The sequence below is a fragment of the Microbacterium paraoxydans genome, assembly GCF_018224615.1.
In the GTDB taxonomy this organism is placed as follows: Bacteria; Actinomycetota; Actinomycetes; order Actinomycetales; family Microbacteriaceae; genus Microbacterium; species Microbacterium paraoxydans_B.
The window spans coordinates 161,462-185,366 of sequence record NZ_JAGTUK010000002.1 but is presented as its reverse complement, the minus strand read 5'-3'; the positions used below and the strand labels follow the sequence as shown (position 1 = coordinate 185,366).

The 23,905-nt window shown below is 71.3% G+C and carries 18 protein-coding genes; 8 read left to right on the top strand and 10 right to left on the bottom strand.

Translation table 11 applies throughout. The features are described 5' to 3' along the window. Window positions 1-12: 12 nt before the first annotated feature. Complete coding sequence (locus KE274_RS06535) at window positions 13-1,323, bottom strand: glycoside hydrolase 5 family protein (RefSeq protein WP_211542039.1); 1,311 nt, start codon at window positions 1,321-1,323, stop codon at window positions 13-15. A gap of 215 nt (window positions 1,324-1,538) precedes the next feature. On the opposite strand from KE274_RS06535, the gene KE274_RS06530 reads away from it, so the two are divergent. The 4 genes from KE274_RS06530 to KE274_RS06515 are packed head-to-tail and all read left to right on the top strand — an operon-like array spanning window position 1,539 to window position 7,913. After that, on the top strand, window positions 1,539-2,840 hold the full coding sequence (locus KE274_RS06530) for an ABC transporter substrate-binding protein (protein WP_211542037.1): 1,302 nt from the start codon (window positions 1,539-1,541) through the stop codon (window positions 2,838-2,840). Between the two features lie 41 nt (window positions 2,841-2,881). Then, entirely contained in the window at window positions 2,882-3,769 is an 888-nt protein-coding gene (locus KE274_RS06525) for a carbohydrate ABC transporter permease (protein WP_211542035.1), read from the top strand. Next, on the top strand, window positions 3,766-4,698 hold the full coding sequence (locus KE274_RS06520) for a carbohydrate ABC transporter permease (RefSeq protein ID WP_211542033.1): 933 nt from the start codon (window positions 3,766-3,768) through the stop codon (window positions 4,696-4,698). Before KE274_RS06525 ends, KE274_RS06520 begins: the two co-directional genes overlap by 4 nt. After that, a complete protein-coding gene (locus KE274_RS06515) occupies window positions 4,695-7,913 on the top strand; it encodes a glycoside hydrolase domain-containing protein (RefSeq protein ID WP_211542032.1) in 3,219 nt (1,072 codons plus the stop codon). The genes KE274_RS06520 and KE274_RS06515 overlap by 4 nt, the downstream gene beginning before the upstream one ends. A gap of 1 nt (window position 7,914) precedes the next feature. Here the strand turns inward: KE274_RS06515 and KE274_RS16515 are convergent, their stop codons facing one another. Continuing rightward, window positions 7,915-9,120: an endo-beta-N-acetylglucosaminidase H gene (locus tag KE274_RS16515; RefSeq protein WP_249186122.1), complete on the bottom strand. Its 1,206-nt coding sequence runs from the start codon at window positions 9,118-9,120 to the stop codon at window positions 7,915-7,917. Window positions 9,121-9,265: 145 nt separating this feature from the next. Here KE274_RS16515 and KE274_RS06505 point away from each other — a divergent pair, with 145 nt between their 5' ends. Then, window positions 9,266-11,185 (top strand): heavy metal translocating P-type ATPase, encoded by a 1,920-nt coding sequence (locus KE274_RS06505; protein WP_211542029.1) that lies wholly within the window; start codon window positions 9,266-9,268, stop codon window positions 11,183-11,185. 121 nt (window positions 11,186-11,306) lie between these two features. Then, window positions 11,307-11,585 carry a hypothetical protein gene (locus KE274_RS06500; RefSeq protein ID WP_211542027.1) on the top strand — a complete coding sequence of 93 codons (279 nt, stop codon included), beginning with the start codon at window positions 11,307-11,309 and terminating at the stop codon, window positions 11,583-11,585. Between the two features lie 45 nt (window positions 11,586-11,630). Here KE274_RS06500 and KE274_RS06495 read toward each other — a convergent pair whose 3' ends face one another. Beyond that, on the bottom strand, window positions 11,631-13,265 hold the full coding sequence (locus tag KE274_RS06495) for a fucose isomerase (protein ID WP_211542025.1): 1,635 nt from the start codon (window positions 13,263-13,265) through the stop codon (window positions 11,631-11,633). After that, window positions 13,262-14,779, bottom strand: a complete 1,518-nt coding sequence (locus tag KE274_RS06490) for an FGGY-family carbohydrate kinase (protein ID WP_211542023.1) — start codon at window positions 14,777-14,779, stop codon at window positions 13,262-13,264. The genes KE274_RS06495 and KE274_RS06490 overlap by 4 nt, the downstream gene beginning before the upstream one ends. A gap of 202 nt (window positions 14,780-14,981) precedes the next feature. Here KE274_RS06490 and KE274_RS06485 point away from each other — a divergent pair, with 202 nt between their 5' ends. Next, window positions 14,982-15,239 (top strand): hypothetical protein, encoded by a 258-nt coding sequence (locus KE274_RS06485; RefSeq protein ID WP_211542021.1) that lies wholly within the window; start codon window positions 14,982-14,984, stop codon window positions 15,237-15,239. A gap of 6 nt (window positions 15,240-15,245) precedes the next feature. Here KE274_RS06485 and KE274_RS06480 read toward each other — a convergent pair whose 3' ends face one another. Continuing rightward, a complete protein-coding gene (locus KE274_RS06480) occupies window positions 15,246-16,232 on the bottom strand; it encodes a LacI family DNA-binding transcriptional regulator (RefSeq protein WP_211542019.1) in 987 nt (328 codons plus the stop codon). A 104-nt stretch (window positions 16,233-16,336) separates the two neighbouring features. Here KE274_RS06480 and KE274_RS06475 point away from each other — a divergent pair, with 104 nt between their 5' ends. Beyond that, window positions 16,337-17,470 (top strand): glycoside hydrolase family 172 protein, encoded by a 1,134-nt coding sequence (locus KE274_RS06475; protein ID WP_211542018.1) that lies wholly within the window; start codon window positions 16,337-16,339, stop codon window positions 17,468-17,470. A 65-nt stretch (window positions 17,471-17,535) separates the two neighbouring features. Here the strand turns inward: KE274_RS06475 and KE274_RS06470 are convergent, their stop codons facing one another. From KE274_RS06470 to KE274_RS06450, 5 genes are read right to left on the bottom strand one after another with little or no spacing between them, the layout of a single operon-like run. Continuing rightward, window positions 17,536-20,022, bottom strand: coding sequence for a GH116 family glycosyl-hydrolase (locus KE274_RS06470; RefSeq protein ID WP_211542016.1), 2,487 nt, complete (start codon window positions 20,020-20,022; stop codon window positions 17,536-17,538). Beyond that, window positions 20,019-20,753 carry a hypothetical protein gene (locus KE274_RS06465; RefSeq protein WP_211542014.1) on the bottom strand — a complete coding sequence of 245 codons (735 nt, stop codon included), beginning with the start codon at window positions 20,751-20,753 and terminating at the stop codon, window positions 20,019-20,021. The genes KE274_RS06470 and KE274_RS06465 overlap by 4 nt, the downstream gene beginning before the upstream one ends. Next, window positions 20,750-21,652, bottom strand: coding sequence for a carbohydrate ABC transporter permease (locus tag KE274_RS06460; protein WP_211542012.1), 903 nt, complete (start codon window positions 21,650-21,652; stop codon window positions 20,750-20,752). The genes KE274_RS06465 and KE274_RS06460 overlap by 4 nt, the downstream gene beginning before the upstream one ends. Next, on the bottom strand, window positions 21,649-22,572 hold the full coding sequence (locus KE274_RS06455; RefSeq protein WP_211542010.1) for a carbohydrate ABC transporter permease: 924 nt from the start codon (window positions 22,570-22,572) through the stop codon (window positions 21,649-21,651). The genes KE274_RS06460 and KE274_RS06455 overlap by 4 nt, the downstream gene beginning before the upstream one ends. Continuing rightward, a complete protein-coding gene (locus KE274_RS06450; RefSeq protein ID WP_211542008.1) occupies window positions 22,565-23,887 on the bottom strand; it encodes an ABC transporter substrate-binding protein in 1,323 nt (440 codons plus the stop codon). The genes KE274_RS06455 and KE274_RS06450 overlap by 8 nt, the downstream gene beginning before the upstream one ends. Window positions 23,888-23,905: the final 18 nt, after the last annotated feature.

Below are 23,905 nucleotides of genomic sequence, written 5' to 3'. Positions count from 1 at the left end.
GCGCGACCGGTGTCAGGCGTCGACGACGGTGTTGACCGAGCCGTAGCGGTCCACCGCGCCGTCGGCCAGGTCGGGTCGGATGAGCTGCACGATGCCGCGCGCCTCGAGCGCCACCGGGTCCTGCGCGGTCTGCGAGGTCACGAGGGCCGGGTCGAGCCCCGCCGCGCACGCATCCACCCACGCCTGGAACACCGCGCCGCCGGGGCTCAGCGCCGCGCGGCTCACGGGCACCTCGCGCTCGTCGACCTCGACCACGATCGCGGTGGGCCGTGCGGGGGCGGCCACGCGGGCGCGCAGCTCGGGGATCAGTTCGGCGAACCGGCGGCCGAGGGGCTTGGCCGCACCGTTCTGGCCGATCAGGCCGAGCGAGTACTCCAGCTCGGGGAAGTCGCCCAGCTCGCGGCTCACGTCGTGGGAGCACCACCACGTGACACCCCACAGGTTGTGCGTGCGGACCGAGGAACGCAGCGTCGCCTCCAGGAACCCGGGCATCTCATCGGGCTCCAGGCAGTTCGACGGTGCGCCCACCTCCTGCAGCCACACGGGTCGCTGCGGATCGGTCGCGAACGCCCGCGACAGCTCGATCAGGTACTCCGCGTGCCGGTCGGCCGCGACCGAACGCCCGCCGTAGCGCTGCGCCGTGCCGTTGAAGATCCAGGAGTGGATGGTGGTCATGGCGCCCAGGCGCGAGGCGTGGGCCGGCGTGAAGCCGTGGTCGTCCATGTACCAGACCGCGTCGTACTCGCTGTGCACGTGCGGCAGCCCGGGCGCCGCGCCCTCGGCCGCCGCGAGCAGCGTCTCGATCCAGGCGCCCGCCTCGTCGACCGTGACCGGCCACGGCGAGGGGTGCGTGTGCGCCGAGAACTGGTTGACCTCGTTGCCGAGCGTGAGCCCGAGGAAGTTGGGCGCGTCGCGCAGGGTCTCGGCGAGCCGCTGCACCAGCGCGACCTGGCCGTCGAGGGCCTTCGGGTCGGTGAACATGTTGCGGTCGTGCCACGTGTACAGCCACGCGGGCACGAAGTCGAAGCTCGACAGGTGCCCCTGGATCACGTCGACGCTCGCGTCGAGCCCGAACTCGGCGGCGATGTCGACCATGGCGCGCACGTCGTCGAGCGCCTTGGCGCGGATGAGCGTGCGGTTGGGCTGCAGCACCGTCCACAGGGGGAACACGCGCACGTGGTCGAGGCCCAGCTCGGCGAGCGCGGCGAAGTCGCGGCGCACGTCGTCGGGCGTGAAGTCGAGCCAGGAGTGCATCCAGTCCTTCGACGGCGTGTAGTTCGCCCCGAATCTCAGGGGAGCGTCGAGAGCGCCACGCTGCGTCATGTGTTCGCACCTTTCGGAGGGAGTCCTTCGACGAGGACAGGTCGCCCCACTATAACGCTTGAGCAGCGGATGCAGGAGACGGGATTCCGCTCGCCGCGCGACCTCGGAGCCGGGTCCCTTGACAGCGACGGAATCGGATGGTTTCATCAGCTAAAGCGCTGTAGTCCCGCTCTCGCGGAGCCGCGCCGAATCGCCCGCCTCGAGGAAGAAGCACGATGAGAGTTCCCGCACGCCTGGCTGCACTGGCAACCTTCACGATCGGCGCCCTCGCGCTCGCCGGTTGCACCGGCGGTGGCGCCGGCTCCGCAGACGCCGGACCGATCGACACCTCCGGCGATCTGAGCGGCACGATCCAGTTCCAGACCTGGTCGCTCAAGAACGAGAAGTTCACGCCCTACTTCGAAGACCTCATCGCGGCATTCGAGAAGGAGCACCCCGACGTCACGGTCGAATGGCTCGACCAGCCCGGCGACGGCTACCAGGAGAAGATCCTCAGCCAGGCCAACGCCGACACCCTCCCCGACGTGCTCAACCTGCCGCCCGACATCGCCTACCCGCTCGTCGCCGCCGGCAAGCTCGTCGACCTCGACACCGCCGACCCCGACCTGAAGTCCGCGTACAACACCGGCGCGTGGGAGGCCTACAGCCAGTACCCGGGCGTCGACGGCACCTACGGCCTGCCCTGGTACCTCTCCAGCGACGCGTCGTGGTGGAACCTGGCCCAGCTCGCGCCCTACGGCGTGACCGCCGACAACCTGCCCACCACGGTCGACGAACTGCTCACGCTCGCGACCGACGTGGCCACCGAGTCGGGCGGGAAGGTGCAGCTGCTCTCCTCCATCCCCGCACTCGACACCTTCACGGCCGCCGGCATGGAGGTCATCAACGACAAGGGCGAGTTCGACTTCAACACCGACGAGGCCGCCGCGATCATCCAGAAGTACGCCGACGCGTACGCCGCGGGCGCCATGCCCGCCGAAGCCCTCACCGGCGACTACGGCGGCAACGCGGAGGCCTACATCCAGGAGAAGGTGGCCTTCACCACCGGCGGTACGGGCTTCACGACCGACCTCCAGAAGGACGCACCCTCGCTCCTGGCCAACACGGTCGCCACGCCGCGCCTCGGCATCGCCCCGCTCTACGTGCAGGGCCTGAACGTCTCCGCCGACTCCGACAACAAGGAGGCCGCCCTCGCCTTCGCCGAGTTCGCGACCAACGAGGAGAACCAGATCGCCTTCTCCTCGCTCGCGGTCGGCACGGCGCCCGGCACCGCGGAGGGTGGCGACAAGGTCGTCGAGAACATCGCCTCCACCGTCACCGACGAGAAGCAGCTCGCCGCGATCGACACGGTGTTCGGTGCGATGAAGGACGCCAAGGCGCTGCCGTTCCAGTGGACGTCCGACATGGCGACGTACATGACGCAGCAGATCGCGCTCGCGGTCAACGGCGAGGCCGACCCGAAGACGCAGCTCGACAAGATCGTCGAGTACGCCAACGCGAACCGCGTGGACCAGTGAGCACGCGCGCGGACACCGGCGCCCGGAGCCGGAGGAAGACGATGAGATCGCACCGGTGGTTCACGCCGTGGCTGCTCCTCGCCCCCGCCGTGATCTGGGTGCTGGTGTTCGCGCTCTGGCCGTTCCTCAACACGGTCGTCCTCAGCTTCACGAACGCCCGCCCGCTGCGGACACCCGAATTCGTCGGCGGCGCGAACTACGAGCGCATGTTCGGCGACGAGATGTTCTGGAACGCGCTCACCACGTGCCTCATCTACGTGGTGGTGTGCGTGCCGCTGCTCACGATCCTCCCGCTGCTGCTGGCCCTGCTGGTGCAGAAGAAGCTGCCGGGCATCTCGTTCTTCCGCACCACGTTCTACTTCCCGGTGATCGCCTCGGTGGTCGTGGTCGCCCTGATCTGGACCTGGCTGTTCGACAGCCGCGGCATCATCAACCAGACGCTCGAGTTCCTCGGCCTCATCGACAAGCCCATGGCGTTCCTGGTCGACCGGTGGCTGCTGCTCGGCTGCGCCATCCTGCTCACGGTGTGGAAGGGCCTGGGCTACTACATGGTGGTGTACCTCGCCGCTCTCGGGAACGTCGGCAAGGAGCTGCACGAGGCGGCCATGCTCGACGGCGCCGGGTCGTTCCGCCGCTTCCTCTCCGTGACCGTGCCGTCGGTGCGCGGCGCCATGCTCCTGATCGCGGTGCTCATCGCCGTATCGGCCATGCGGGTGTTCGCCGAGCTCGACGTGCTGTCGAAGAGCACGGGCGGCCCCGGCGGCTACGACATGTCGCTCGTGATGCTGATCCGTCAGGTGGGCTCCGGGCTCAACGGCAACATCGGCTACGCGTCCGCGATCAGCGTGGCGCTGTTCCTGCTGACACTCGTGCCGCTGGCGGCGATCGCGTTCATGAACCGTGAGAAGAAGGCGAAGGCGTCCGCATGACCACGCTCACCCCGCCGCGCACCGACGACCGCCGCCCCGAGCAGGCCCCGGCCCGACCGGCACGCGAGCGCATCTTCCGCCGCCGCGGCTCCGGCGACTTCAGCAAGCCGACGCTGGGCGGACTGATCGGCCGCTACGCGCTGCTGCTCCTGGTGCTGTTCCTGGTGATCGGGCCGTTCGTGTGGCAGCTGTCCACGTCGTTCAAGGGCCCGCAGGAGAACATCTACTCGTTCCCGCCCGAGCTCATCCCGCGCGACCCCACGCTGCGGAACTACAGCACGGTGGCCGACATCGTGCCGGTGTACCTCTACGCCTGGCACTCGCTGCTGGTGTCGCTGGGCACCGTGCTGAGCAACGTGATCCTGGCGACGTTCGCCGGCTACGCGCTGGGGTGCATGCGGTTCCGCGGCAAGTGGATCGTGATGGGCATCCTGCTGTCCACCCTGCTGTTCCCCGGCGAGGTGACCGTGACCAGCAACTTCCTCACGATCCGGGCGCTCGGCCTCGCCGACACCCTGTGGGGCGTGTTCCTCCCCGGGGCGATCAGCGCCATGAACGTGCTGCTCGTGGCGACCGCCTGCCGCATGATCCCGAAGGACGTGCTCGACGCGGCGACCGTGGACGGCGCGACCACCTGGCAGCGCATCCGGCACATCGTGTGGCCGAACATCCGCGGCATGGTGTCGGTCGTGGCGATCTTCGCGTTCATCGGCGCGTGGGACGACTACCTGTGGCCGCTGATCGTGCTGTCCGACCCCGCCAAGTACACCCTCACGGTGGGCATGGCCTATCTGAACAGCAGCTTCTCGGTCGACCCTCGCCTGATCGCGGCGGGCACCATGATCGCGCTCGTGCCGATCGTGATCATGTTCTCCTTCACGCAGCGGTTCTTCTTCAAGGGCGTGCAGGAGGGTGCGCTGAAGGGGTGACCGCGGCGGAGCTGACCCCGGCCGCCGGTCCGGCCGATCCCCCGTCGTCGCGCCCGCACGCCGGGGTGCTGCGGGGCGACGTGTTCGCGTTCGCGTTCGACCCCGCCCTCGGGCCGCAGCGCCTCGACGCGCCGGGGCTCACCGACGTCGCGGTCACGCCGGACACGGTGATGCACTGGGCATTCTACGCGGACGGGCCCGATGCGACGCACGCTCCGCACGCCGCGCTCGCGGTGACGGTCGACGTGCGACGGGGCGATCGCCGGCTGAGCGACCACACGGCCGTGCGCGACCGCTACGACACCCCGATCACGCCCGAGGCGCAGTTCGCGGCGCGGTGGAGCCTGCCGGAGCAGTGGAACGCCGACACGGTCGCCCTCGCGCCGCTGGCCGACGAGGGCGAGGGCGGCTGGACGGTCGAGCTCGTGCTGGGCGCGCCGTCGCTCGGCGGCGCAGAGGGTTTGCCCGCTCGCGCGACCGGGTTCGTGCAGGTCGTGGTGGCCGAGCAGCCCCCGGTGGGTGAGGTGACACCGGTGGAGCGCGTGGACACCCGCCGCGGCAGCCACTCCGGTCCACGGTTCTCGCGCGGCAACACGATCCCCGCGGTCGCGGTGCCGCACGGCTTCACGTTCCTGACGCCCGCGACCGATGCCGCCGACGCCCGCTGGCCGTACCGCCCGTTCGTGCACGACGACCCGCAGGGCCGCCGGCTGGAGGCGCTGCAGTTCTCGCACCAGCCCAGCCCGTGGATCGGCGACCGCTCGGTGCTGCAGCTCATGCCGTTCCTCAGCCGCGCGCACTCCGCCCGCGCGGCGCGGCGGCGGTGGATCGTGCCGGGCACCGAACGAGCGCGGCCGCACGAGTACGCGGCTGCCCTCGGCGACGGGCTGCACTGCGCCATGACCGCGACCTCGCACACGGGCGTGTTCCGCGTGACCGCGGACGACCCCGCCGCCGCGGTCGGCATGGTGATCGATCAGCTCACCGACGACGGACGGCTCACGTGGACGGACGACGGCGGCTTCGAGGGGTGGATCCCGGAGGGTCCGGAGGACTGGGGCAACGCCCCGCGGTGCTACTTCGCCGGCGTCGCGGTCGGCGGCTCGGGTGCGGGGGTGCAGCGGGCGCGGCTCGACGACGACGGGCGCTCCCGCGTGGCCGGGTCCCTCGGCGCGCGCGGCAGCCTCGAGGTGCGCGTGGCGGTGTCGTTCCTGTCGGTCGCGCAGGCCCGCCGCAGCCTCGCACTGGAGGCTCCTCCCTCCCGCTCGTTCGACGAGCTCCGCGCCGACGCCGCCGCCGCGTGGAACCGGCTGCTCGGGCGCGTGACGATCCCGCCGCTGCCCGCCGCGGAGCAGCCGTACCGCGGGCTCGCCGACGAGGAGCATCGCGCGCGGATCGCGGCCGCCCTGCACCGCATGCACCTGTACCCGAACACGGCGAGCGAGAACGCGGGCACCGTCGCCGCGCCCGAGTGGCGGTTCGCCGACGTGTTCGCGCCGCGGCAGCCGTTCGGCGAGACGGCCACGAGCGCCCCCGTGGCCGAGGGCGAGCTGGTGGTGAACAACGGCTACTGGGACACGTACCGCACCGAGTGGCCCGCGCTCGCCCTGCTCGACCCCGCGCTCACGGGCCGACTGCTCGACGGGCAGCTGGCGCAGTACCGGCGCGGGGGCTGGATGGCGCGGTGGAGTGCCCCGGGGTACGTCGACAGCATGGTGGGCACGTCGAGCGACCAGATCTTCGCGGATGCCGCGCGCTGGGGTGTCGCGTTCGACCGGGAGGCCGCGTTCGAGAGCGGCTGGCGTCACGCGTGCGAACCCGGGCCCGACGCACGCCGCGGCCGCAAGGGCATCGAGCGCGGGCGCTTCACGGGGTACATCGCGTCCGAGGTGCCGGAGGGCATGAGCTGGAGCATCGAGAACGCCGTGAGCGACGCCGCCCTCGGCCGCTTCGCGCAGCAGCTCGCCGACGACGCCGCCTCTCCCGCGGACGCCGCCCGCTACCGCGTCTTCGCCCGCTACCTCACCAATCGCTCGCGCTCCGCCCGGATGCTGTTCGATCCCGGGTCGGGCTTCTTCCGCGGCCGCGACGCCGACGGCGCGTTCGCGGCGGACTTCGACCCGCGGCGGTGGGGCGGCGACAACGTCGAGACCAACGGCTGGGGGATGTCGGTGGGCACGGTGCACGACGGCCCCGCGCTCGCGGCGCTGCATGGTGGCCCGGCCGCGTTCGGCCACCACCTCGATGCGCTGTTCGCCGAGCCGGAGACCGCGGACGAGCGCTTCGGCGGCACGTACGGCACCGTGATCCACGAGCAGCGGGAGGCGCGGGCGCTGCGTTCCGGCATGTGCGCGATCTCGAACCAGCCCGCCCACCACATCCCCGCGATGTACGCGTTCAGCGACCGCCCGTGGCTCGCGGGCGCGGTCACGCACGACCTCGCCCGTCGCCTGTTCGCCGGCGCGCACATCGGCCAGGGCTTCCCGGGCGACGAGGACAACGGCGAGATGAGCGCCTGGTGGCTGTGGGCCGCCCTGGGCCTGTACCCGCTGGAGCTCGCGGCCGGCACCCTGCGCATTGGTTCCCCCCTGTTCGACGACCTCCGCGTGGACCGGGGCGACGGATCGACGCTGCGCCTCCGCGTGCACCGCACCGAGCCCGGCGCACACGTGCTCACGGCCGCCCGGCTCGACGGCATGCGCCTGCCCACGGCCGACCTCCCGATCGACGCGCTGACGGGCGACGCGGTGCTGGAGCTCGAGTTCGGCACGGACCCCGCGGCGGCCCTGGAACGCGCCGACCGCCACCCGCCCGTGGAGCCGTGGCACCGCGACCTGACCTCGGGCGACGGCACGGCGTTCTCCTCCCCCGGCATCGGCCACGCGGCGCGGCTGTTCGACGACGGAGCCCCGGCGGGCGCGGCCGGTGTCACCCTGCGCCCCGGCGACAGCATCGGATGGCGGTTCCCCGTGCCGACGGCCGTGAGCGACGTCACCGTGACCGCGGTGACGGCGGCCGCGGCGGGCGCCTGGCACTGGGAGGTCGAGGGGCCGGACGGCACCTGGCTCCGGGCGCCCCTGACCCATGCGGAGGCGCTGCCCGCCGACCGCACGACCCCGTTCACCCTCGCCGCACGCACCGTGACCCCGGCGATCCGCCTGTGCGCGGATGCCGAGGTCACGATCCGTCAGCTCGAGCTGTTCGACCTGGGCTGAGTCACTTCGTCAGGATGAACGCGACCTCGGTCGTGTTGCCCGCCGCGTCGACGACCTGCAGCGTGTTGACGCCCACGGTCGCGCCGAGCACTCCGGGCTTCACGACGTCGAGGTCGTGCCACTCGGCGTCGTCCAGGTCGGTGGGCACGCTGTTGAGGACGATGCGGTCGATCAGCCCCGTGTCGTGCAGCTGGAAGCTCACCCGCTTGTAGCCGCCGTCCTTGGTCTTCGTGAATCGGGCCCCGTCCTTGACGCTCACCGTGGGCGGCGTGGTGTCGGCGGCGGGCGCGCGGTAGACGGTGGCCTCGCCCTTGAGCGCCTGCGTGATGCCGGAGAGGTAGGCGGACTGGTCGGTCGCGGTCAGGTTGTACGCGACGTACACGCCGTAGCCGTCGTCGACCGTGCGCTGCGCGAAGTCCTCGGCGGTCGCGGCATCGGTGCGGGAGAGGTCGATCGCCGCCGCACCGAGCCGCGAGCGGTCTTCCAGCCTGGGCACCGTGGGGGCGTCGTAGGTGGGGTAGTACGGGTTCCAGGCGTAGTCGATCACGGCGCCCGCGTCGAACTGCGTGAAGTCGGTGGTCGTGTACGACGGGCCGATCGCGTAGAGGGTGATGAGCTTGTCCGGCCCGAGCCGGTCACGGAGCGCGGTGGTGAGCCAGCCGAACGACTGGGCGTTGGGCTGCGGCGTGCCGTTGGCGCCGTACTCGGTCCACTCGTCGTCGAAGTCGATGCCGTCGAGCCCGTACCGGGTGACCGCGTCGGCGAGCTGCGCCGCGAAGGCATCGGCCGCGGCGTACGACGTGAAGTTCGCGAAACCGGCGCCCTGGTGGTTGCCGAGGACCGACAGCAGGACCTTCGTGCCCTGGGCCTGCAGGGGGCGGATCTGGTTCTCCGCGTCCGCCAGGGTCTCGGTCACCCGGTCGTTGAGGTGCAGGTACGCCTGCTGCCCGTCGTAGTTGATGTTCGCGGCGAAGATCATCGCCAGATCGACCGCGGGGCGCCCGGAATCCGCGAGGGTGTAATCGGCCACGTTCGCTAAATCGTTCGAGTTCACCTCGACGTAGACGGCGAGTTTCGGCTCGTCGGTCGTGGTGTCTGCCGTGGCGGAGGCGGTTCCCGCGAGAGAGGCCACGCCGGCGGCGGCAAGCACTGCAGCGGCCGCGATGGCTCGACGGAAGCGGGGCGGACGGGATGATGACGGACTCATGGGGGATCGTCTCCTTCGGCATCGTTGTCGAATGCGGGTCGCGGCGGCGCAACCCGCGGCCGACTATATCGCTTAAGTGAATTTGTCGGAAGCCTCCGCGATCCTGCCCTGGCCTCGACCGCGGTTCCGCGGGATGCTGGGTGCCATGCGCCCCCTCCGAATCCTCTGGCGGTATCCGGTCATCACCCTCACGGTGCTCGTGTTCGCCGCGGTGGGCCTGCTGCACGCGGCGGACCAGGAGGCCGTCGGGCGATGGGTGGCGACCGTGTACGTGGCTGGCGTCGTCGTCTGGACGCTCGTGGGCATGGTGCGCGACGTGCTGAAGGGTCACGTGGGGCTCGACATCCTCGCGGTCGTGGCGATGGTCGCGACCCTCGCGGTGGGCGAGTACATCGCCGCGCTCATCATCGTGCTGATGCTGTCGGGCGGGGAGGCGCTGGAGGACTTCGCCGGACGCCGCGCCCGCCGCGACCTGTCGGCCCTGCTCGACCGCTCGCCGCGCATCGCCCACGTGCTGCGCGAGCCCGACGACGCGGAGTCCGACGAGGCGGCGGACACCCCGATCGACGAGGTCGCGGTCGGCGACGTGCTGCTCGTGCGACCCTCGGAGATCGTGCCCGTCGACGGCTCGCTGCTGTCGCCCACCGGCACGTTCGACGAGTCGTCGCTGACCGGCGAGAGCATGCCGGTCACGCGCGAGCACGGCGAGGAGGTGCTGTCGGGGGCGATCAACGGCTCCCGCGCGATCCGCATCCGCGCGCTGCGCACGGGCGCCGACAGCCAGTATCAGCAGATCGTCGCCCTGGTGCACGATGCCGAGGCCTCGCATGCGCCGATCGTGCGGCTGGCCGACCGCTTCGCGATCCCCTTCACGGCGGTCGCGCTGGTGCTCGCCGGTGCCGCGTGGGCGCTGTCGGGCGATTCGACGCGCTTCGCGGAGGTGCTGGTGCTCGCCACGCCCTGCCCGCTGCTGATCGCGGCACCGGTGGCGTTCCTGGGCGGGCTGTCGCGTGCCGCGAAGTCGGGCGTGATCATGAAGAGCGGCGCCGTGGTCGAGCAGATCGCGCGCGTGCGGTCGGCCGCGTTCGACAAGACGGGCACGCTGACGCAGGGCCGCCCCGAGCTCGTCGACGTGCGCCCCGCGGCCGGGTTCCGCGCGGACGAGATCCTGCAGCTCGCGGCCTCGGCCGAGCAGTACTCCTCGCACGTGCTCGCCGACGGCATCCGTCGGGCCGCGGCCGCGCGCGGGCTGGGGCTGCATGCGGCCCAGGAGGCGAGCGAGACCGCCACGAACGGGGTGTCGGCGACGATCGGCGGGCGGACGGTCGTGGTGGGCAAGCCCGCCTACGTGGCCTCCCTCGCCCCGGACACGGTGCGCGCGCAGCTGGGCACGGGCGAGGCGGCGGCCTATGTCGCGGTGGACGGACGGTTCGCCGGGGTGCTCGTGCTCGCCGACGCCGCGCGGCCGGAGGCGGCCGCGGTCGTCTCGTGGCTCCGGCTGCACGAGGTGGAGCGCATCGCGATGCTCACGGGCGACGTGCGGTCGACGGCCGAGTCGGTGGGGCACCAGCTGGGCATCGACGAGATCCACGCGGAGCTGCTGCCGCCGGAGAAGGTGCGCCTCGCGGCCGAGCTGACCCCGCGCCCCGTGCTGATGGTGGGCGACGGCGTGAACGACGCGCCCGTGCTGGCCGCGGCCGACATCGGCATCGCGATGGGGGCGAAGGGCGCGACGGCCGCGGGAGACGCCGCCGACGTGGTGATCCTGGTGGATTCGCTCGCGAAGGTGGTGGACGCGATCGCGATCGGGCGGCACACGCTGCGCGTCGCCCTCACCGCCATCTGGATCGGCATCGGCCTGAGCGTGGGGCTGATGGTCGTGGCGATGACCGGGGTGATCCCGGCCGTGGTCGGCGCGCTGGTGCAGGAGCTGGTCGACCTCGCCACGATCCTCTACGCGCTGCGGGCTCTGAGCGGCCCGCCGAGCGGCCTGCGCCCCGGCACCGACGGCTCGCGTCCGGACGCGACGCCCGCGGTCGCTGCCGCTTCCGTGCCCCGCGGCTGATCCGCTCTCACCCCTCCTCCCCGGGTCCGCCGGGTGAGATCGCCTCCACCGATGGCGTCTGCGCGTGCCGCCGCCACCGGAATACCGTGACAGCCTCGACGTGCTGGCAGACACTGGAGGCATGCCCATGAACGACCCGCAGATCTGGACGCTGCTCGGCGTGTTCGCCGCCGTGATGCTCGGCGGGATGACCCTCATGTCGACGCAGCTCAGTCGGGTGATCCGCTCCGAGGTCGGCCGGGTCGAGGGCACGCTCTCCGCCCGCATCGACCGGGTCGAGGGCACGCTCTCCGCCCGCATCGACGGCATCGACGCGCGGCTCGGCCGCATCGAGTCGAAGGTGGAAGACCTCGACAAGGAGGTCACGAACCTCGCCGTGAGGTTCTGGCGCTCGCAGTGACCCGCCGCCCGGAGTCCGCTCAGGAACTCCGGGCGGCGGTCTCTGTCAGAGCCGCACGTCCCCCACGAGGTTCACGCGGATGCCCATGCCGTTCAGCATCGCGGCCTTCGCGACCAGGGCCCGGTCCGCGGTCTCGGCGTCGGGCGCATACACGAGCTGCGCGTGGTTGGCCTTGTGCCGTGCCATGAACTGGTCGCGCGTGATGCCGTGCAGCACCACGTGGGCGATCGGCCACTCCGGGTTCGTGGCGTCCTTGCGGCGCTGCGTCTCCTCCTCGGGCAGCTCCACGACCGAGGCGCGGAAGATGTCGGCCTGCAGCACGCCGTCCGCGATGAACACGCGCGACAGCACGACCTCGCCGGGCTTCGAGACGCCGTTGATCGTGGCGCCGCCCGCGGGGAAGAACACGTGGCCCTGGCGCCAGCCCTCCGCGTGCTCCCAGCCGCCGAGGTGCGAGGCCGGCACGGAGCCGGAGATCTCGTACACCCACACGAACTGTCCGTCGACGTCTTCGCCCCAGCGCACGTCGTGCAGCGTGTTGTCGGGCACGAGGCCCATCGCCCGCCACACCCGGTCGGTCACGAGCGCGTCGACCGCGACGCCCTCGTCGGCCTCGTTGAAGTGCGGGAAGGCGCGCCCCTCGTGCAGCACGCGCGAGCCGTCGCGCGAGGTGACCGGCGGGCGCTCGGTGGTGTTGAGGATGCCTTCGGCCAGGTCGGACGCGGGCACCAGATCCTTGAGGCCCTGCTGGTACTGGATGCCGACGGCGTCGAGCCCGAAGTCGTCGGCGATGCGCAGCGCGGCGATGTACATCTTGAGCTGCCACTGCACCTGCTCGCGCGTGAGCTCGGTCGCGGGGTCGTCGCCGAAGCGGAAGGTCATGCCGTGGTCGACGAGCCAGTCGTACGCGGCGTCGGCCTCGTCCTCGGTCACGTTCAGCATCTCGGCGTACAGCGCCGACTGCGACAGCCGCTCCTTGTAGATGCCGGTGGTGTTGAGCAGCTCGTCGTCGAAGATGGCGTTGTACATGCCCATGCAGCCCTCGTCGAACACGCCGATGATGGCCTTGTCGGCGAGCAGCTCCGCGGCGAGCGCCTCGCCGAGCTGCTTCTCGGGGCTGTCGGGCAGCGCGGGCAGGGCCCGCACGTGCGAGTCGTCGTGCGTGATGGTGCCGGTCTCGGTCCACTCCCGGATGCCGTCGATGAACCAGTCGTCGGTGTAGTCGACCGACCAGGTGGTGGCGTACGGCGTGCCCATCTTGGTGAGTCCGGCGTTGAGGCCGAGCAGCCCGACGAGTCCGGGCCAGTCGCCCGCGAAGTTCGCCACGGTGAGGATGGGCCCGCGGTGCGTGCGCAGCCCGGCGAGCACGTGGTGCGAGTACTGCCAGTTGGCGATCGCGACGACCAGCGGCGCCTCGGTGGGGATGCTGCGGAAGACCTCCAGGCCCATGCGCTGGCTGGAGATGAAGCCGTGACCGGTCTCGGGGTCGACGCCGAAGGGGCGGATCACCTGCCACCCGAGGTCGTTCAGCACGCCCGTCACGCCTGCCTCCAGCTCGACCTGGGTGGGCCAGCCGGCGAGGTTCGCGGACTCGCGCAGGTCGCCCGAGGTGATGAGGTACGCGGTCTTCGGCGCGGCGGCCGGGCGCGTGGCCGGCGCGGGCAGGGTGTACGTGGTCATGGTGCCTCCGGGGTCGGGGTGGTCGGGGTGGCGTCGCGCTGGGCGGCGGCGAGGTCGTGGACGACGGATCGGCTTCCCTCGTACAGCCGCACGTAGCGCTCGAACAGGGTGTCGTAGAAGGGGCGCAGGGCGGGATCGGGCTCGACGGTCTCGGCGATCGGGTTCCAGTCGCCGATCGCGGGAGCGGCACCGGGGGCCGCGGTCGCCCCGGCGGCGAGGAACGCGGCGCCGTAGCTCGCCCCGATGGTGGTCTCCGGCACCTCCTGCACGAGCCCCGTGACGTCGGACACGACCTGCAGCCACAGGCGCCCCTGGGTCCCGCCGCCGACCGCGACGATGCGGCGGATGTCGGCCCCGGCGGCCCGCATGGTCTCGACGTTGTGCCGCACGCCGAGCGCCGTGGCCTCGAGGGCCGCGCGGTACAGGTCGCCGCGGGTGTGCTCCAGGGTGAGCCCGGCGATGACCCCGCGCGCGTCCGGGTCTTGGATGGGCGTGCGCTCGCCCGCGAAGTACGGCAGCACGAGCAGCCCGCGGGCGCCGGGGCCCGAGGTCGCGGCCTCGGCCAGCAGCTCCGGGTAGTCGGCGCCGGTGAGGCCCTTCAGCCACGCGGTGAGCGCGCCGGAGGTCGAGAGTCCACCGGCGAGGTTGCGGGTGCCGGCGAACGCACCGGCGGTCGTCCACATGGAGGGCGTGCGGAGGGTCTCCGGGCCGGTGGCGACGAGGAACATCGTGGTGCCGTACATCAGCATGAGGTCGCCGAGCTCGTGCGCGCCGACGCTGACGGCCTCGGTCCAGGCGTCGATCGTGCCCGTGATCACCGGGGTGCCGGCGGGGATGCCTGTTGCGGCGGCCGCGTCGTCCGTCACGCGACCGGCGATGTCGCCCGCCCAGGCGAGCGCGGGCGGCTCGACGGCCCCCGCGTAGCGCTCCCACCACGGGGCGTGCCACTCCTCGGCCTCGATGTCGTACAGCGGCGAGACCTGGCTGGCGGACTGGTGGTCGAGCACGTAGGCGCCGGTGAGGCGGCGGGCGAGCCACGACGCGGGCATGTACAGGCGGCGGGCGCGGGCGAACGCCTCGGGCTCTTCGTCGGCCACCCAGGCGATCTTGGGGCCGCCCGCCTGCGAGGTGAGGGTCGAGCCGCCGACGCGCGTGATCTCCTCGACGCCCAGTTCGGCGGTGAGGCGCTGGATCTGCGCGGTCGAGCGGGTGTCGACGCCATAGAGGATCGCGGGGCGCACCGGCACGTCGTTCTCGTCGGCGAGCAGGATGCACGGTCCCATGCCGCTCACGCCCACGCCCGCGATGTCCGCCTCGGGGACGGCGGCGAGCAGCTCGCGGGAGATCGCGACGAACTCGTCCCACCACACCTCGCCGTCCATCTCGACCCAGCCGGTGTGCGGGCGGTTCACGTCGTGCGCGCGGGTCGCGGAGGCGAGGATCGCACCGCGTTCGTCGACGAGCACGCCCTTGCTGCTGGACGTGCCGATGTCGACGCCGATGGTGCAGCGCATGTGTCCTCCTCGACGCGATGACGGGCGGTGATCCGACCTTTCGCCATGCTAAGCGAAATCGATTTCAACACGCAAGGCGATGTACCCCTCCCCACGCCGCCGCTCGCCTGGGTTCTCCCCATCCGCCGGGCTCGTCGACACGCTCCCTCCGGCAGCCCTGAAATACCGTGACAACCTGGGGCTTCCGACTCACACTGGGGGCATGCTCTTGAACGATTTGCAGGTCTGGACGCTGATCGGCGTCTTCACGACGATGATGCTCGGCGGGATGACCGTCATGACGACGCAGTTCAGTCGCGTGATCCGCGCGGAGGTCGGCGGTCTACGCGCCGAGCTGACCGGCCGGATGGAGGGGCTCGAGGGCCGGCTCACGGGTCGGATCGACGCGCTCGAGAACAAGGTCGACGGCCTGGACAGAGTGGTGGCCAACCTCGCCGCGCGCTTCTGGCGCTCGCAGTAGCCGGGGTCAGGCGCGGGGCGCGCTCGCGGACTGCACCTCGTTGCGCAGCACCACGGTCCGCGCGGGCTGGGTGTCGCCCTTGATGCGCTCGAGCAGCATGCGCGCCGCCGTGACCCCCATGTGCCGCGCGGGGAGCCGCACGACCGTGACCGCGGTGGGCGACAGCGTGGTGAACGGCAGCGATCCGATGACCGCGACCCCCACGGCCGGCGGCGTGAGGCCCCGCTCCGTGAGCACCTGGAGGGCGCCGACCCCGATGAGGTTGTTGCCGGCGACCACCGCGTCGGGCGGCTCCGGCAGTTCCAGCAACTCGGTCATGGCCGCGCGGCCGCCGTCCACGCGGAACGTCGCGAAGCGCACGAGCTCGTCCAGGTCGAGGTCGGGTTGGGCGGCCGAGAGCGCCGACCGCCACCCCGCCGCGCGTTCGGCCGCGGTGTCGATGTGCGCGGGGCCGCCGATGTAGGCGATGCGACGGTAGCCCGCGGCGATCAGATCCTGCGTGGCGGAGGTCCCCGCGGCGCGGTTGGCCATGACCACGCCGTCGATGTCGTACGTGGTGCTGCGGTCGACCGCGACGACCGGGCGGCCGGTCGCGAGGATCGCGCTGAGGTCGCTGCTCTCGTCGGCCGTGGCGATGATGACACCCGACATGTGCTCGGCGATCGCGATGCGGAGGTAGGCGGCCTCCTTCTCCTGCTGCGCGTCGGAGTTGCACAGCACCACGGAGTAGCCCGCCTCCGACGCCACATCCTCGACCCCGCGCGCCATCTCGGTGAAGTAGGGGTTCTCGATGTCGGGGATCACGAGCGCGATCACCTCGGAGCTCTGCCGACGCAGCGTGCGGGCCGTGCGGTTCGGCGTGAAGTTGAGCTTCGCGGCGGCCTCGCGGACGGCGGCCACCTTCTCCTCCGAGACGCTCGTGCCGTTGAAGACGCGGGAGACCGTCGCGGGAGAGACCCCGGCGAGCTCCGCGACGTCGTAGATCGTGGCCATGCACCCTCACTGCCCTCGCCCGGTCTGCCCGGGCGTGAAGCAACAGTATCGCGCGGTCGGGGCATCCCTGGTGCATCACCGTGAAATCGATTACATTGGCGCGCATGACGCCTGCCCCCTCCTCCCTCTCCACGCTCGCAGCGCTGCGCTCCGTGCAGACCCGGTCCATCTCCCCCGAGAACTTCGACGGCTCGCCCGGTGGCGGTGGCCGCGCCACCGAGGGAACCGGCGCCGCGAGCGCCCGCGACCTCGGCCCCGGCTGGAAGATCTCGCCGAGCGTCGACATCCCGGCCGGCGAGACCTTCGAGCTCGCCGCGATCGACGGGCCGGGCAAGATCACGCACATCTGGATCACGACACACACCGACAACTGGCGCACCCTGCTGCTGCGCGCCTACTGGGACGGCGCCGCGGAGCCCGCCGTCGAGGTGCCGTACGGCGACTTCTTCTGCAACGGATGGGGCGTGTTCGCGCAGGTGAACTCGCAGACCATCGCCGCCAACCCGCACGGCGGCTTCAACTCCTACTGGCCGATGCCGTTCCGCGACGGCGCCCGGCTCACGCTCGAGAACACCTCGACCGTCGACGTGCGCGTCTACTACCAGGTGACCTACGAGATCGGCGGGGATCACACGGAGGACGCGTACTTCCACGCGCAGTGGCGGCGGTCGAACCCGCTGGAGGACCGCACCCCGCACATCCTGCTGGAGGGCATCGAGGGGCGCGGGCAGTACGTCGGCACCTACATCGCCTGGGGCGTGAACTCGAACGGCTGGTGGGGTGAGGGCGAGATCAAGTTCTACCTCGACGACGACACCGACCACCCGACCATCTGCGGCACGGGCACCGAGGACTACTTCGGCGGCGCGTGGAACTTCGACATCCCCGGCCAGGGGTACACCGCGTTCTCCACCCCGTACCTGGGCATGCCGCAGGTGATCCGGCCGGACGGCCTCTACGTCTCGCAGCAGCGGTTCGGTATGTACCGCTGGCACGTGCTCGACCCGATCCACTTCGCCACGGGCATCCCCCGCGTCGACATCCAGGCCCTCGGCTGGCGCAGCGGCTGGCGCTACCTCCCCCTGCGCGACGACATCGCCTCCACCGCGCTGTTCTACCTCAACCGCCCGACCGCCCGGCGCCCGCGCACGCCCAGCGCCGACGACCTGGAGGTGCACCTGGGCAGCGCGGCCGTGCCCGACATCGGCGCCTCGCCCTCCCGGCCCCCGCAGGGCTGAACGACCCACGACCGCACGGAAGGGGCGCCCACCCACGGCGGGCGCCCCGTCTCGCGCGAGCCGGATCAGCTCGCGCGCACCACGGTGAGCGGGCAGTCCCCCTCGATCACGTCGATCTCCACCCGCTCGCCCACCGTGACGGTGCCGTAGCCCGAGGTGCCGATCCACGGCCACCGCCCCTCGGCGCCGACGTGCAGCTCGCCCGCGGCCTCGTCCACGCGCACCCCGGACCGCGCCTGCAGCAGCGTCCACCCCGCCATGGCCCTCGCGTAGTGGTCGCCGCACTCGATCTCGTTGTACGGGTTGCGGCGCCGGCCGTCGTGCCGGGACCACAGCCCGTCCAGCACCGCACGTCCCTCGTCCTCCAGCCCCTCGAAGAAGCAGTGCGCCGCGACCTGCCACTCGATGCCGGTCCACACCTCGTCGGCGTAGCGCGTCGGCACCTCGGGCCGTCCGCCCTCCGGCCACGTGCACATCAGCAGCCCCACGTCGTCGGCGGTGTCGGCGTACACGCGGTACGGGTGCGCGAAGTCGGCGAACCCGTGCCGCAGGTTCGAGGCGACCACGTGCCGCAGGGCACTGCGCACGTGCTCGGGCGGCAGGATGTGCCCGAGCCCGAGCTGGTGCGCCCACCACTGGCCGATCACCTGGTCGGAGAGCACCCCGGTGCGCCACTGGAAGTCCTCCGGGTCGCCGTCGTCGAGCACCTGGATGTAATGCGTACCGTCGAACAGCAGCTCGTCGTAGCCCGCGGAGCCTCGGCGGAACCGCTCGCGCGCCTCGTCCGCGGCCTCCGTGTCCCCGACGAGCAGCGCGAGCTCCTCGTACGCCCGCAGCGCCGCGAGCCACAGCGTGCCCATGAACGGGTTGACCCCGGCCAGGTCGATGTCGTGCGTGCTGGGCTGGATGCCGCGCAGCACGCCGTCACCGTCCGCGTCCCACCGGTCGCGGATGTGGGTGTACAGCCGCACGAGCTGCGGCCACCGGCGCTCCAGCCACGCGGTTCCCGCCCCGCGCTGCACGTCTCGCAGCGACTTGAGGATGGTGGCCAGCATGCCGTCGAGCGCGGGCTCCTCCGGCCCGCCGATGAACTCGTCCGTCATCTGATGCAGGTAGGTGGGCACGCGCAGCCGATGCGGGATCGCGCCGTTCGCCGCCTGCATCACGTCGAACTCGGTGTCGCGCATGTTGCGCTCGAGGCTGGGCCAGAGTCCCGCGAGCGCGGCCTCGTACTGCCACACGTGCGTGCAGTTGAGTGGGCAGGAGCCGCCGAACACGCCCGACCACATCCAGGTGGAGTCGCCGAGCGAGCCCTCGTAGCCGTAGAAGCGGCCGTCCGCGCCGATGAAGCACGTGGGGCTGCGCACGTAGGCGGCCTGGGCGGCCAGGTGCTCCATCTCCCGCCCGTCGAGGCTGGAGTCGGCGAGCGCCCCGGTCCACCGCAGCGTGCGCTCGACCAGCTCGTCCCAGCGGCGCTCCACCGTGGCCTGCACGTCGAGCGCGTCGAGGTGGCGGAGGGCGTAGGCGTTGCCGAGGTAGAACGTGGAGGCACCCCACTCCGGGTGCGGCGTACCGAACTGCTCGATGTCGACGAAGCGGTTGGGCAGGTGCCAGGAGATGGAGAAGCGGACGGTGCGCGAAGCCCCCGGCTCGATCGCGAACGGCACCCCGACCACGCCCAGCCACGACCGCCCCTGCGGGCTGGCCCCGGTTCCGCCCTGCGGGGCGTTGAGCTGCGGATCGCCGATGGTGGGCGCGAGCGCCAGGCGGGAGCGGCCGTCGTTGCCGGCGCGGGAGCGCAGGAACGCGTCGAGGTGCTCCAGGCCGCTGCACCGCGTGAGCACGGCGGCGGTCTCGTCGTCGGCCGCGAGCACGAGCTGCCCCGCCAGCCGGTCGCTCTCGTCGAGCGAGGGGTTGTCCATCACCACGCGCGACCATCCGCGACCCCGACGCAGCCGGTTCACGTTGCCGCCCAACCCCGGGGTGCTCTCCGCGATGGGCGTGATGCCGTCCCAGCCGATCGCGTTCAGCAGCGAGCCGGCGAGCGTGCCGTGCACCGGGATCTGTCCGGTGTTGGTGAGCGTGAACTCGAACATGCCGGTGGGGATCGAGCTGAACTCCACGTCGCGCGGCGCCATCGGGTTGAGCACGCGCATGCGCACCTCGACCGGGTGCCGCTGGTCGGTCAGCTCGACCTCGGCGACCGGGTAGGTGCCGCGGAACACGGCGCTCTCGAACGTGCCGAACGCCTCGGCCGCGGCACTCATCCACTCCGGCACGTGTCCGTCGGTCGTGAGAGAGGCCTGCGGGTCGGGCACCGGCGACCCCTGCACCATCGAGATCACGTTCAGCGGCGGCTCCACCTGGGTGACCCGCAGCCAGAAGCCCGTGCCGGGCAGCGCGCCGAGGTGGTTCGGCATGCCCTGCAGCTGCCACTGGCGCAGCGATCCGTCGGCGTTCACCGCGAAGCCGCCGGTGCCGATCCCGCCGATGGGCATCGCGAGCGCCGGGGCCTCGGTGTGCGGGTGGGACGTCGGCGAGCGGTCGGTCATGATTCTCCTCGAGCGGGTCGGCGGCCGGGGGTGAGCGGCGGCAGCGCCACTCCGGATTCCGCGGCGACCGGCCACGCCGCGGCGACGGACAGCAGAACGAGCAGCGGCGCCACGAGCAGCAGCAGCCCCCCGAACCAGGTGAGCCCGAGCCACGCGACCGCGATCGGCACGGCGAGCGCGGCAACGGGGGCGAGCGGGCGGCGCAGCGCGGCGACGGCGCACACGACCGCGACCGTACGAAGGCTCACGTCGTCGCGCAGTGCCGCGACGGGCACGGCGACCACGGCGACGACCGAGAGCGCCGCGGCCCCGAGCACCGCGGCGAGCGCGAGCACCGGGAACAGCGGCACCTCCGCCACCCCGGCGACCACGCCGATGAGCTGCGCCCACGCCAGCAGCAGCGCGGGAGCGCCGGCACCGACCGCGACCGTGAGCACGCGGCGGCGCAGGCGCACGGCCGCGTGGTCGAAGAGCCCGTCGTGCAGCGCGCCGAGGGCCCAGGCGGCCGGAGTCGCACACGCGGCGACCACGAGCACGGGCACCGCGGGCGACCCCGGTCCGAGCAGCGCCGCCCCGAACGCCCACGCCGCGAGCCCGGTCGCCCCGGTCACCGCGAGGGGCGCGAGGGCCCGCCACGCTGCGGCCGGGAGGCGCCGCAGCACCGGGTCGACCGCGGCGGGACCGGAGCCCTCCCCCGCGGTGACCCCGGTGACGGAGGCGGCGGCGCTCATCCCTTGAGTCCCGTCGACGCGACACTCTCCACGATCTGCCGTTGGAAGGCCAGGAACACCACGAGCAGCGGCACCACGACCAGGGTGATGGCGGCGAACACGATCACGGCGGGGGCGGCACCGAAGCCGTTCTGCAGGGTGACCAGTCCGAGCGGCAGGGTCATGTTCTCCGGGCTGGACAGGAAGATCAGCGGCCCGAAGTACCCGTTCCATGACGCCTCGAACCCGAGGATCGCGAGAGCGGCGACCGCGGGGGCCGAGAGCGGGATGAGCATGCGGAACAGGATCCACAGGTGCCCTGCGCCGTCGAGCCGGGCGGCCTCGTCGAGCTCGCGCGGGATCGTCTTGAAGTACTGCGACAGGAAGAAGATCTGAAACACGTTGATCAGGGCGGGCAGCCACAGCGAGGCGAGCGTGTCGACGAGGCCGAGCTGGCGCATCATGATGAAGATCGGGATGATGACGAGCTGCCCCGGCACCATGAGCGCCGACAGCATGATCACCAGCAGTACGCGGCTGCCGCGGAAGTCGATGCGCGCGAACGCGTAGGCGGCGAGCACGGAGAAGAACAGTGCGCCGATGGTGGAGATCAGCGCCAGGGCGAGCGAGTTGCCGAACTGCTGGAAGAACGGCATGTACTCGAACACGTCGGCGAAGTTCTGCGTGGTGAACGGGATCGGCAGCCAGCGCGGCGGATCGGCGAACGCGAACTCCGGCTCGGTGAAGCTCTGCACGATCAGCCAGAACAGCGGCGACAGCATCAGGATGCCGAACACCACCAGCACCACGTCGACGATGATGCCGCCGACGGTGGGGCGGTGACGACGCCGCCGCCGCTGCCGTTCAACGCGCGTGAGCACGTCGGTGCGCGGTTCCACGGTGGGGGGAAGGACGGTCATGATTCGTGCACCCACTTCCGGCGGCCGAGGAACTGCAGCACGGTGACGCCCATGATGATGACGAAGACCAGCAGCGCGACCGCGGCCGCATACCCCATGTCGAAGGCCTGGAAGCCCTTCTCGTAGAGGTACATGATGATGGTCGTCGTCGAGTTCTGGGGTCCGCCCTTGGTGATGATCTGGATCGGGTCGAAGATCTGGAACGCGCCGATGAAGGTGATGATCGTGGCGAAGAACATGGTCGGCGACATGAGCGGCAGCGTCACGTTCCAGAAGATCTGCCACGAGGTCGCGCCGTCGGTGCGCGCCGCTTCCACGAGCTCGGTCGGCACGGTCTGGAGTCCGGCGAGCATGATGATGAAGGTGAAGCCGACCGTGTGCCACAGGTCGATGAATATGATCGCGGGCATGGCCCACGCGGGGTCGGCGAAGAAGTTGGGCAGCTCGATGCCGAACGCCGCCGCGTACTGCGCGACGTACCCGAACGTGGGGTCGAGCACGTACTTCCACAGCAGCGCGACGGCCGCCCACGAGATGAGGAACGGGAAGAAGATCGCGACGCGGGCGAAGTAGCCGAGCACCCGGCTGGCGACCCGGTTGACCGCGAGCGCGAGCAGCAGCCCGAACACGAGGTGCGTGACGATCGAGGCGAACGCGAACACGAACGTGTTCAGCAGCACCTGCGGCAGGATCGGGTCGGAGAACAGGCGCACGAAGTTGTCGGCACCGACGAACTCCGGCGTGGTCAGCATGTCCCACTTCAGGAACGCCAGGACGATCGCGAACACGAACGGCCCTGCCACGAAGACGAGGAACAGCAGCAGCGCGGGGCTGACGAACATCCAGCCCGCGGTCGCGGTGCGACGCCGCAGGAGCTCGGCTCCCGGGCGCCGCACCGTGGGGGCGGTGATGCTACTCACCGACCAGCTGCTCCAGGTCCGCCTGGGCGGCGTCGAGGGTCTTCTGCGCCTCGCCCTGCCCCGCGATGATCGTGCCCCAGGCTTCTTCGATCACCTTCTGCGCCTCGGCGCCCTGGTCGATCGAGGGGATGGGGGTGGCGAACGCCATCGCCTCGCTGAGCCGGATGGTGCCTTCGGGGGCGTTGTCGGTGAAGGCGGCCGAGTTCGCGACCGACTCCCGTGCGGGCACGATGGTGCCGCCGATCTCGGCGAAGTAGCTGCCGGCCTCCTTCGACATGAGGAACTTGATGAAGGTCCACGCGGCCTGCTTGTTATCGCTGTTCTTGGCGATGTTCCAGGCGTCCCAGCCGACCGGGGAGCCGTTGCCGGTCTTGGTGGGCCAGTTCACGACCACGGTCTTGTCGACCATGTCGAGCTCGCGCACACCGAGCACGGGCCAGCGTCCGCCGCTGAGGATCGCGAGCTTGCCCTGCTTGAACGCGGTGTTGCCGTCGAACTGCCCGCCCGGCTTGGGGGCGAGGCCCATCTCGACGAGGCTGCGGGCGAACTCGGCCGACTCGACCGCCTCCGCGGAGTTGTAGGTGGGCTCGCTCCAGTCGGCGTTGAAGGTGCTGCCTCCGTTGGTGGTGAGCCACGGCATCACGTCGACGAAGTAGCCGGAGCCCGCGCCGACCAGGTAGGCGCCGGTCTTCTCCTTGATGGTCTTGCCTGCGGCGACGAACTCGTCCCACGTCCAGTTGCCGTCCTCGGGGATGGCGACGCCGGCCTTCTCGAACACGTCTTTGTTGAGGTACATGGCCATGGTGTTGAAGCCGCCGGGGATGAACACGGTCTCGCCGTCCGGCCCCGACGCGAACTCCTCGTTGAACTTCTGCAGGTTGGGGCTGATGTCGTCCCAGTAGTCGTCGACCACGTCCTGGTCCTGCTCGATGTAGGGCGCGAGGTCGGCGAGGATGCCCTTCGAGGCGAACAGCCGCTGGCCTTCGGTGGCGACCTGGATGATGTCGATCTTCTGTCCGCCGGCGAGGCGCGTGGCGACCGTGGTGGAGAAGGTGGCCCAGTTGCCACTGGGGATGCCCACGGCCTTGAGCTTGATGTCGGGGTACTGCTTGTTGAACTCGGCGAACAGGGCGTTGAACGCCTTCTGCTGGTCGGCGTCGCCCATGTAGACGAAGTTGAGTTCGCCGCTGTCGGGCTCCCCCTCGGCTCCGGCGCCTCCGCCTCCACCGCCGCCCCCGGAGCATCCGCTGAGGGCGATGCCCGCCACCACCACGGATGCGGCGACCTTCCAGATGCGACTGCGTGTCTTGCGCATTGGTCCTCCTCAGGACGT

What these genes read in the sequence shown, in the direction of transcription:
- KE274_RS06535 (WP_211542039.1), bottom strand. Translation starts at nt 1,323, where the DNA reads ATGACGCAGCGTGGCGCTCTCGACGCTCCCCTGAGATTCGGGGCGAAC.
- KE274_RS06530 (WP_211542037.1), top strand. Translation starts at nt 1,539, where the DNA reads ATGAGAGTTCCCGCACGCCTGGCTGCACTGGCAACCTTCACGATCGGC.
- KE274_RS06525 (WP_211542035.1), top strand. Translation starts at nt 2,882, where the DNA reads ATGAGATCGCACCGGTGGTTCACGCCGTGGCTGCTCCTCGCCCCCGCC.
- KE274_RS06520 (WP_211542033.1), top strand. Translation starts at nt 3,766, where the DNA reads ATGACCACGCTCACCCCGCCGCGCACCGACGACCGCCGCCCCGAGCAG.
- KE274_RS16515 (WP_249186122.1), bottom strand. Translation starts at nt 9,120, where the DNA reads ATGAGTCCGTCATCATCCCGTCCGCCCCGCTTCCGTCGAGCCATCGCG.
- KE274_RS06505 (WP_211542029.1), top strand. Translation starts at nt 9,266, where the DNA reads ATGCGCCCCCTCCGAATCCTCTGGCGGTATCCGGTCATCACCCTCACG.
- KE274_RS06500 (WP_211542027.1), top strand. Translation starts at nt 11,307, where the DNA reads ATGCCCATGAACGACCCGCAGATCTGGACGCTGCTCGGCGTGTTCGCC.
- KE274_RS06495 (WP_211542025.1), bottom strand. Translation starts at nt 13,265, where the DNA reads ATGACCACGTACACCCTGCCCGCGCCGGCCACGCGCCCGGCCGCCGCG.
- KE274_RS06490 (WP_211542023.1), bottom strand. Translation starts at nt 14,779, where the DNA reads ATGCGCTGCACCATCGGCGTCGACATCGGCACGTCCAGCAGCAAGGGC.
- KE274_RS06485 (WP_211542021.1), top strand. Translation starts at nt 14,982, where the DNA reads ATGCTCTTGAACGATTTGCAGGTCTGGACGCTGATCGGCGTCTTCACG.
- KE274_RS06480 (WP_211542019.1), bottom strand. Translation starts at nt 16,232, where the DNA reads ATGGCCACGATCTACGACGTCGCGGAGCTCGCCGGGGTCTCTCCCGCG.
- KE274_RS06475 (WP_211542018.1), top strand. Translation starts at nt 16,337, where the DNA reads ATGACGCCTGCCCCCTCCTCCCTCTCCACGCTCGCAGCGCTGCGCTCC.
- KE274_RS06470 (WP_211542016.1), bottom strand. Translation starts at nt 20,022, where the DNA reads ATGACCGACCGCTCGCCGACGTCCCACCCGCACACCGAGGCCCCGGCG.
- KE274_RS06465 (WP_211542014.1), bottom strand. Translation starts at nt 20,753, where the DNA reads ATGAGCGCCGCCGCCTCCGTCACCGGGGTCACCGCGGGGGAGGGCTCC.
- KE274_RS06460 (WP_211542012.1), bottom strand. Translation starts at nt 21,652, where the DNA reads ATGACCGTCCTTCCCCCCACCGTGGAACCGCGCACCGACGTGCTCACG.
- KE274_RS06450 (WP_211542008.1), bottom strand. Translation starts at nt 23,887, where the DNA reads ATGCGCAAGACACGCAGTCGCATCTGGAAGGTCGCCGCATCCGTGGTG.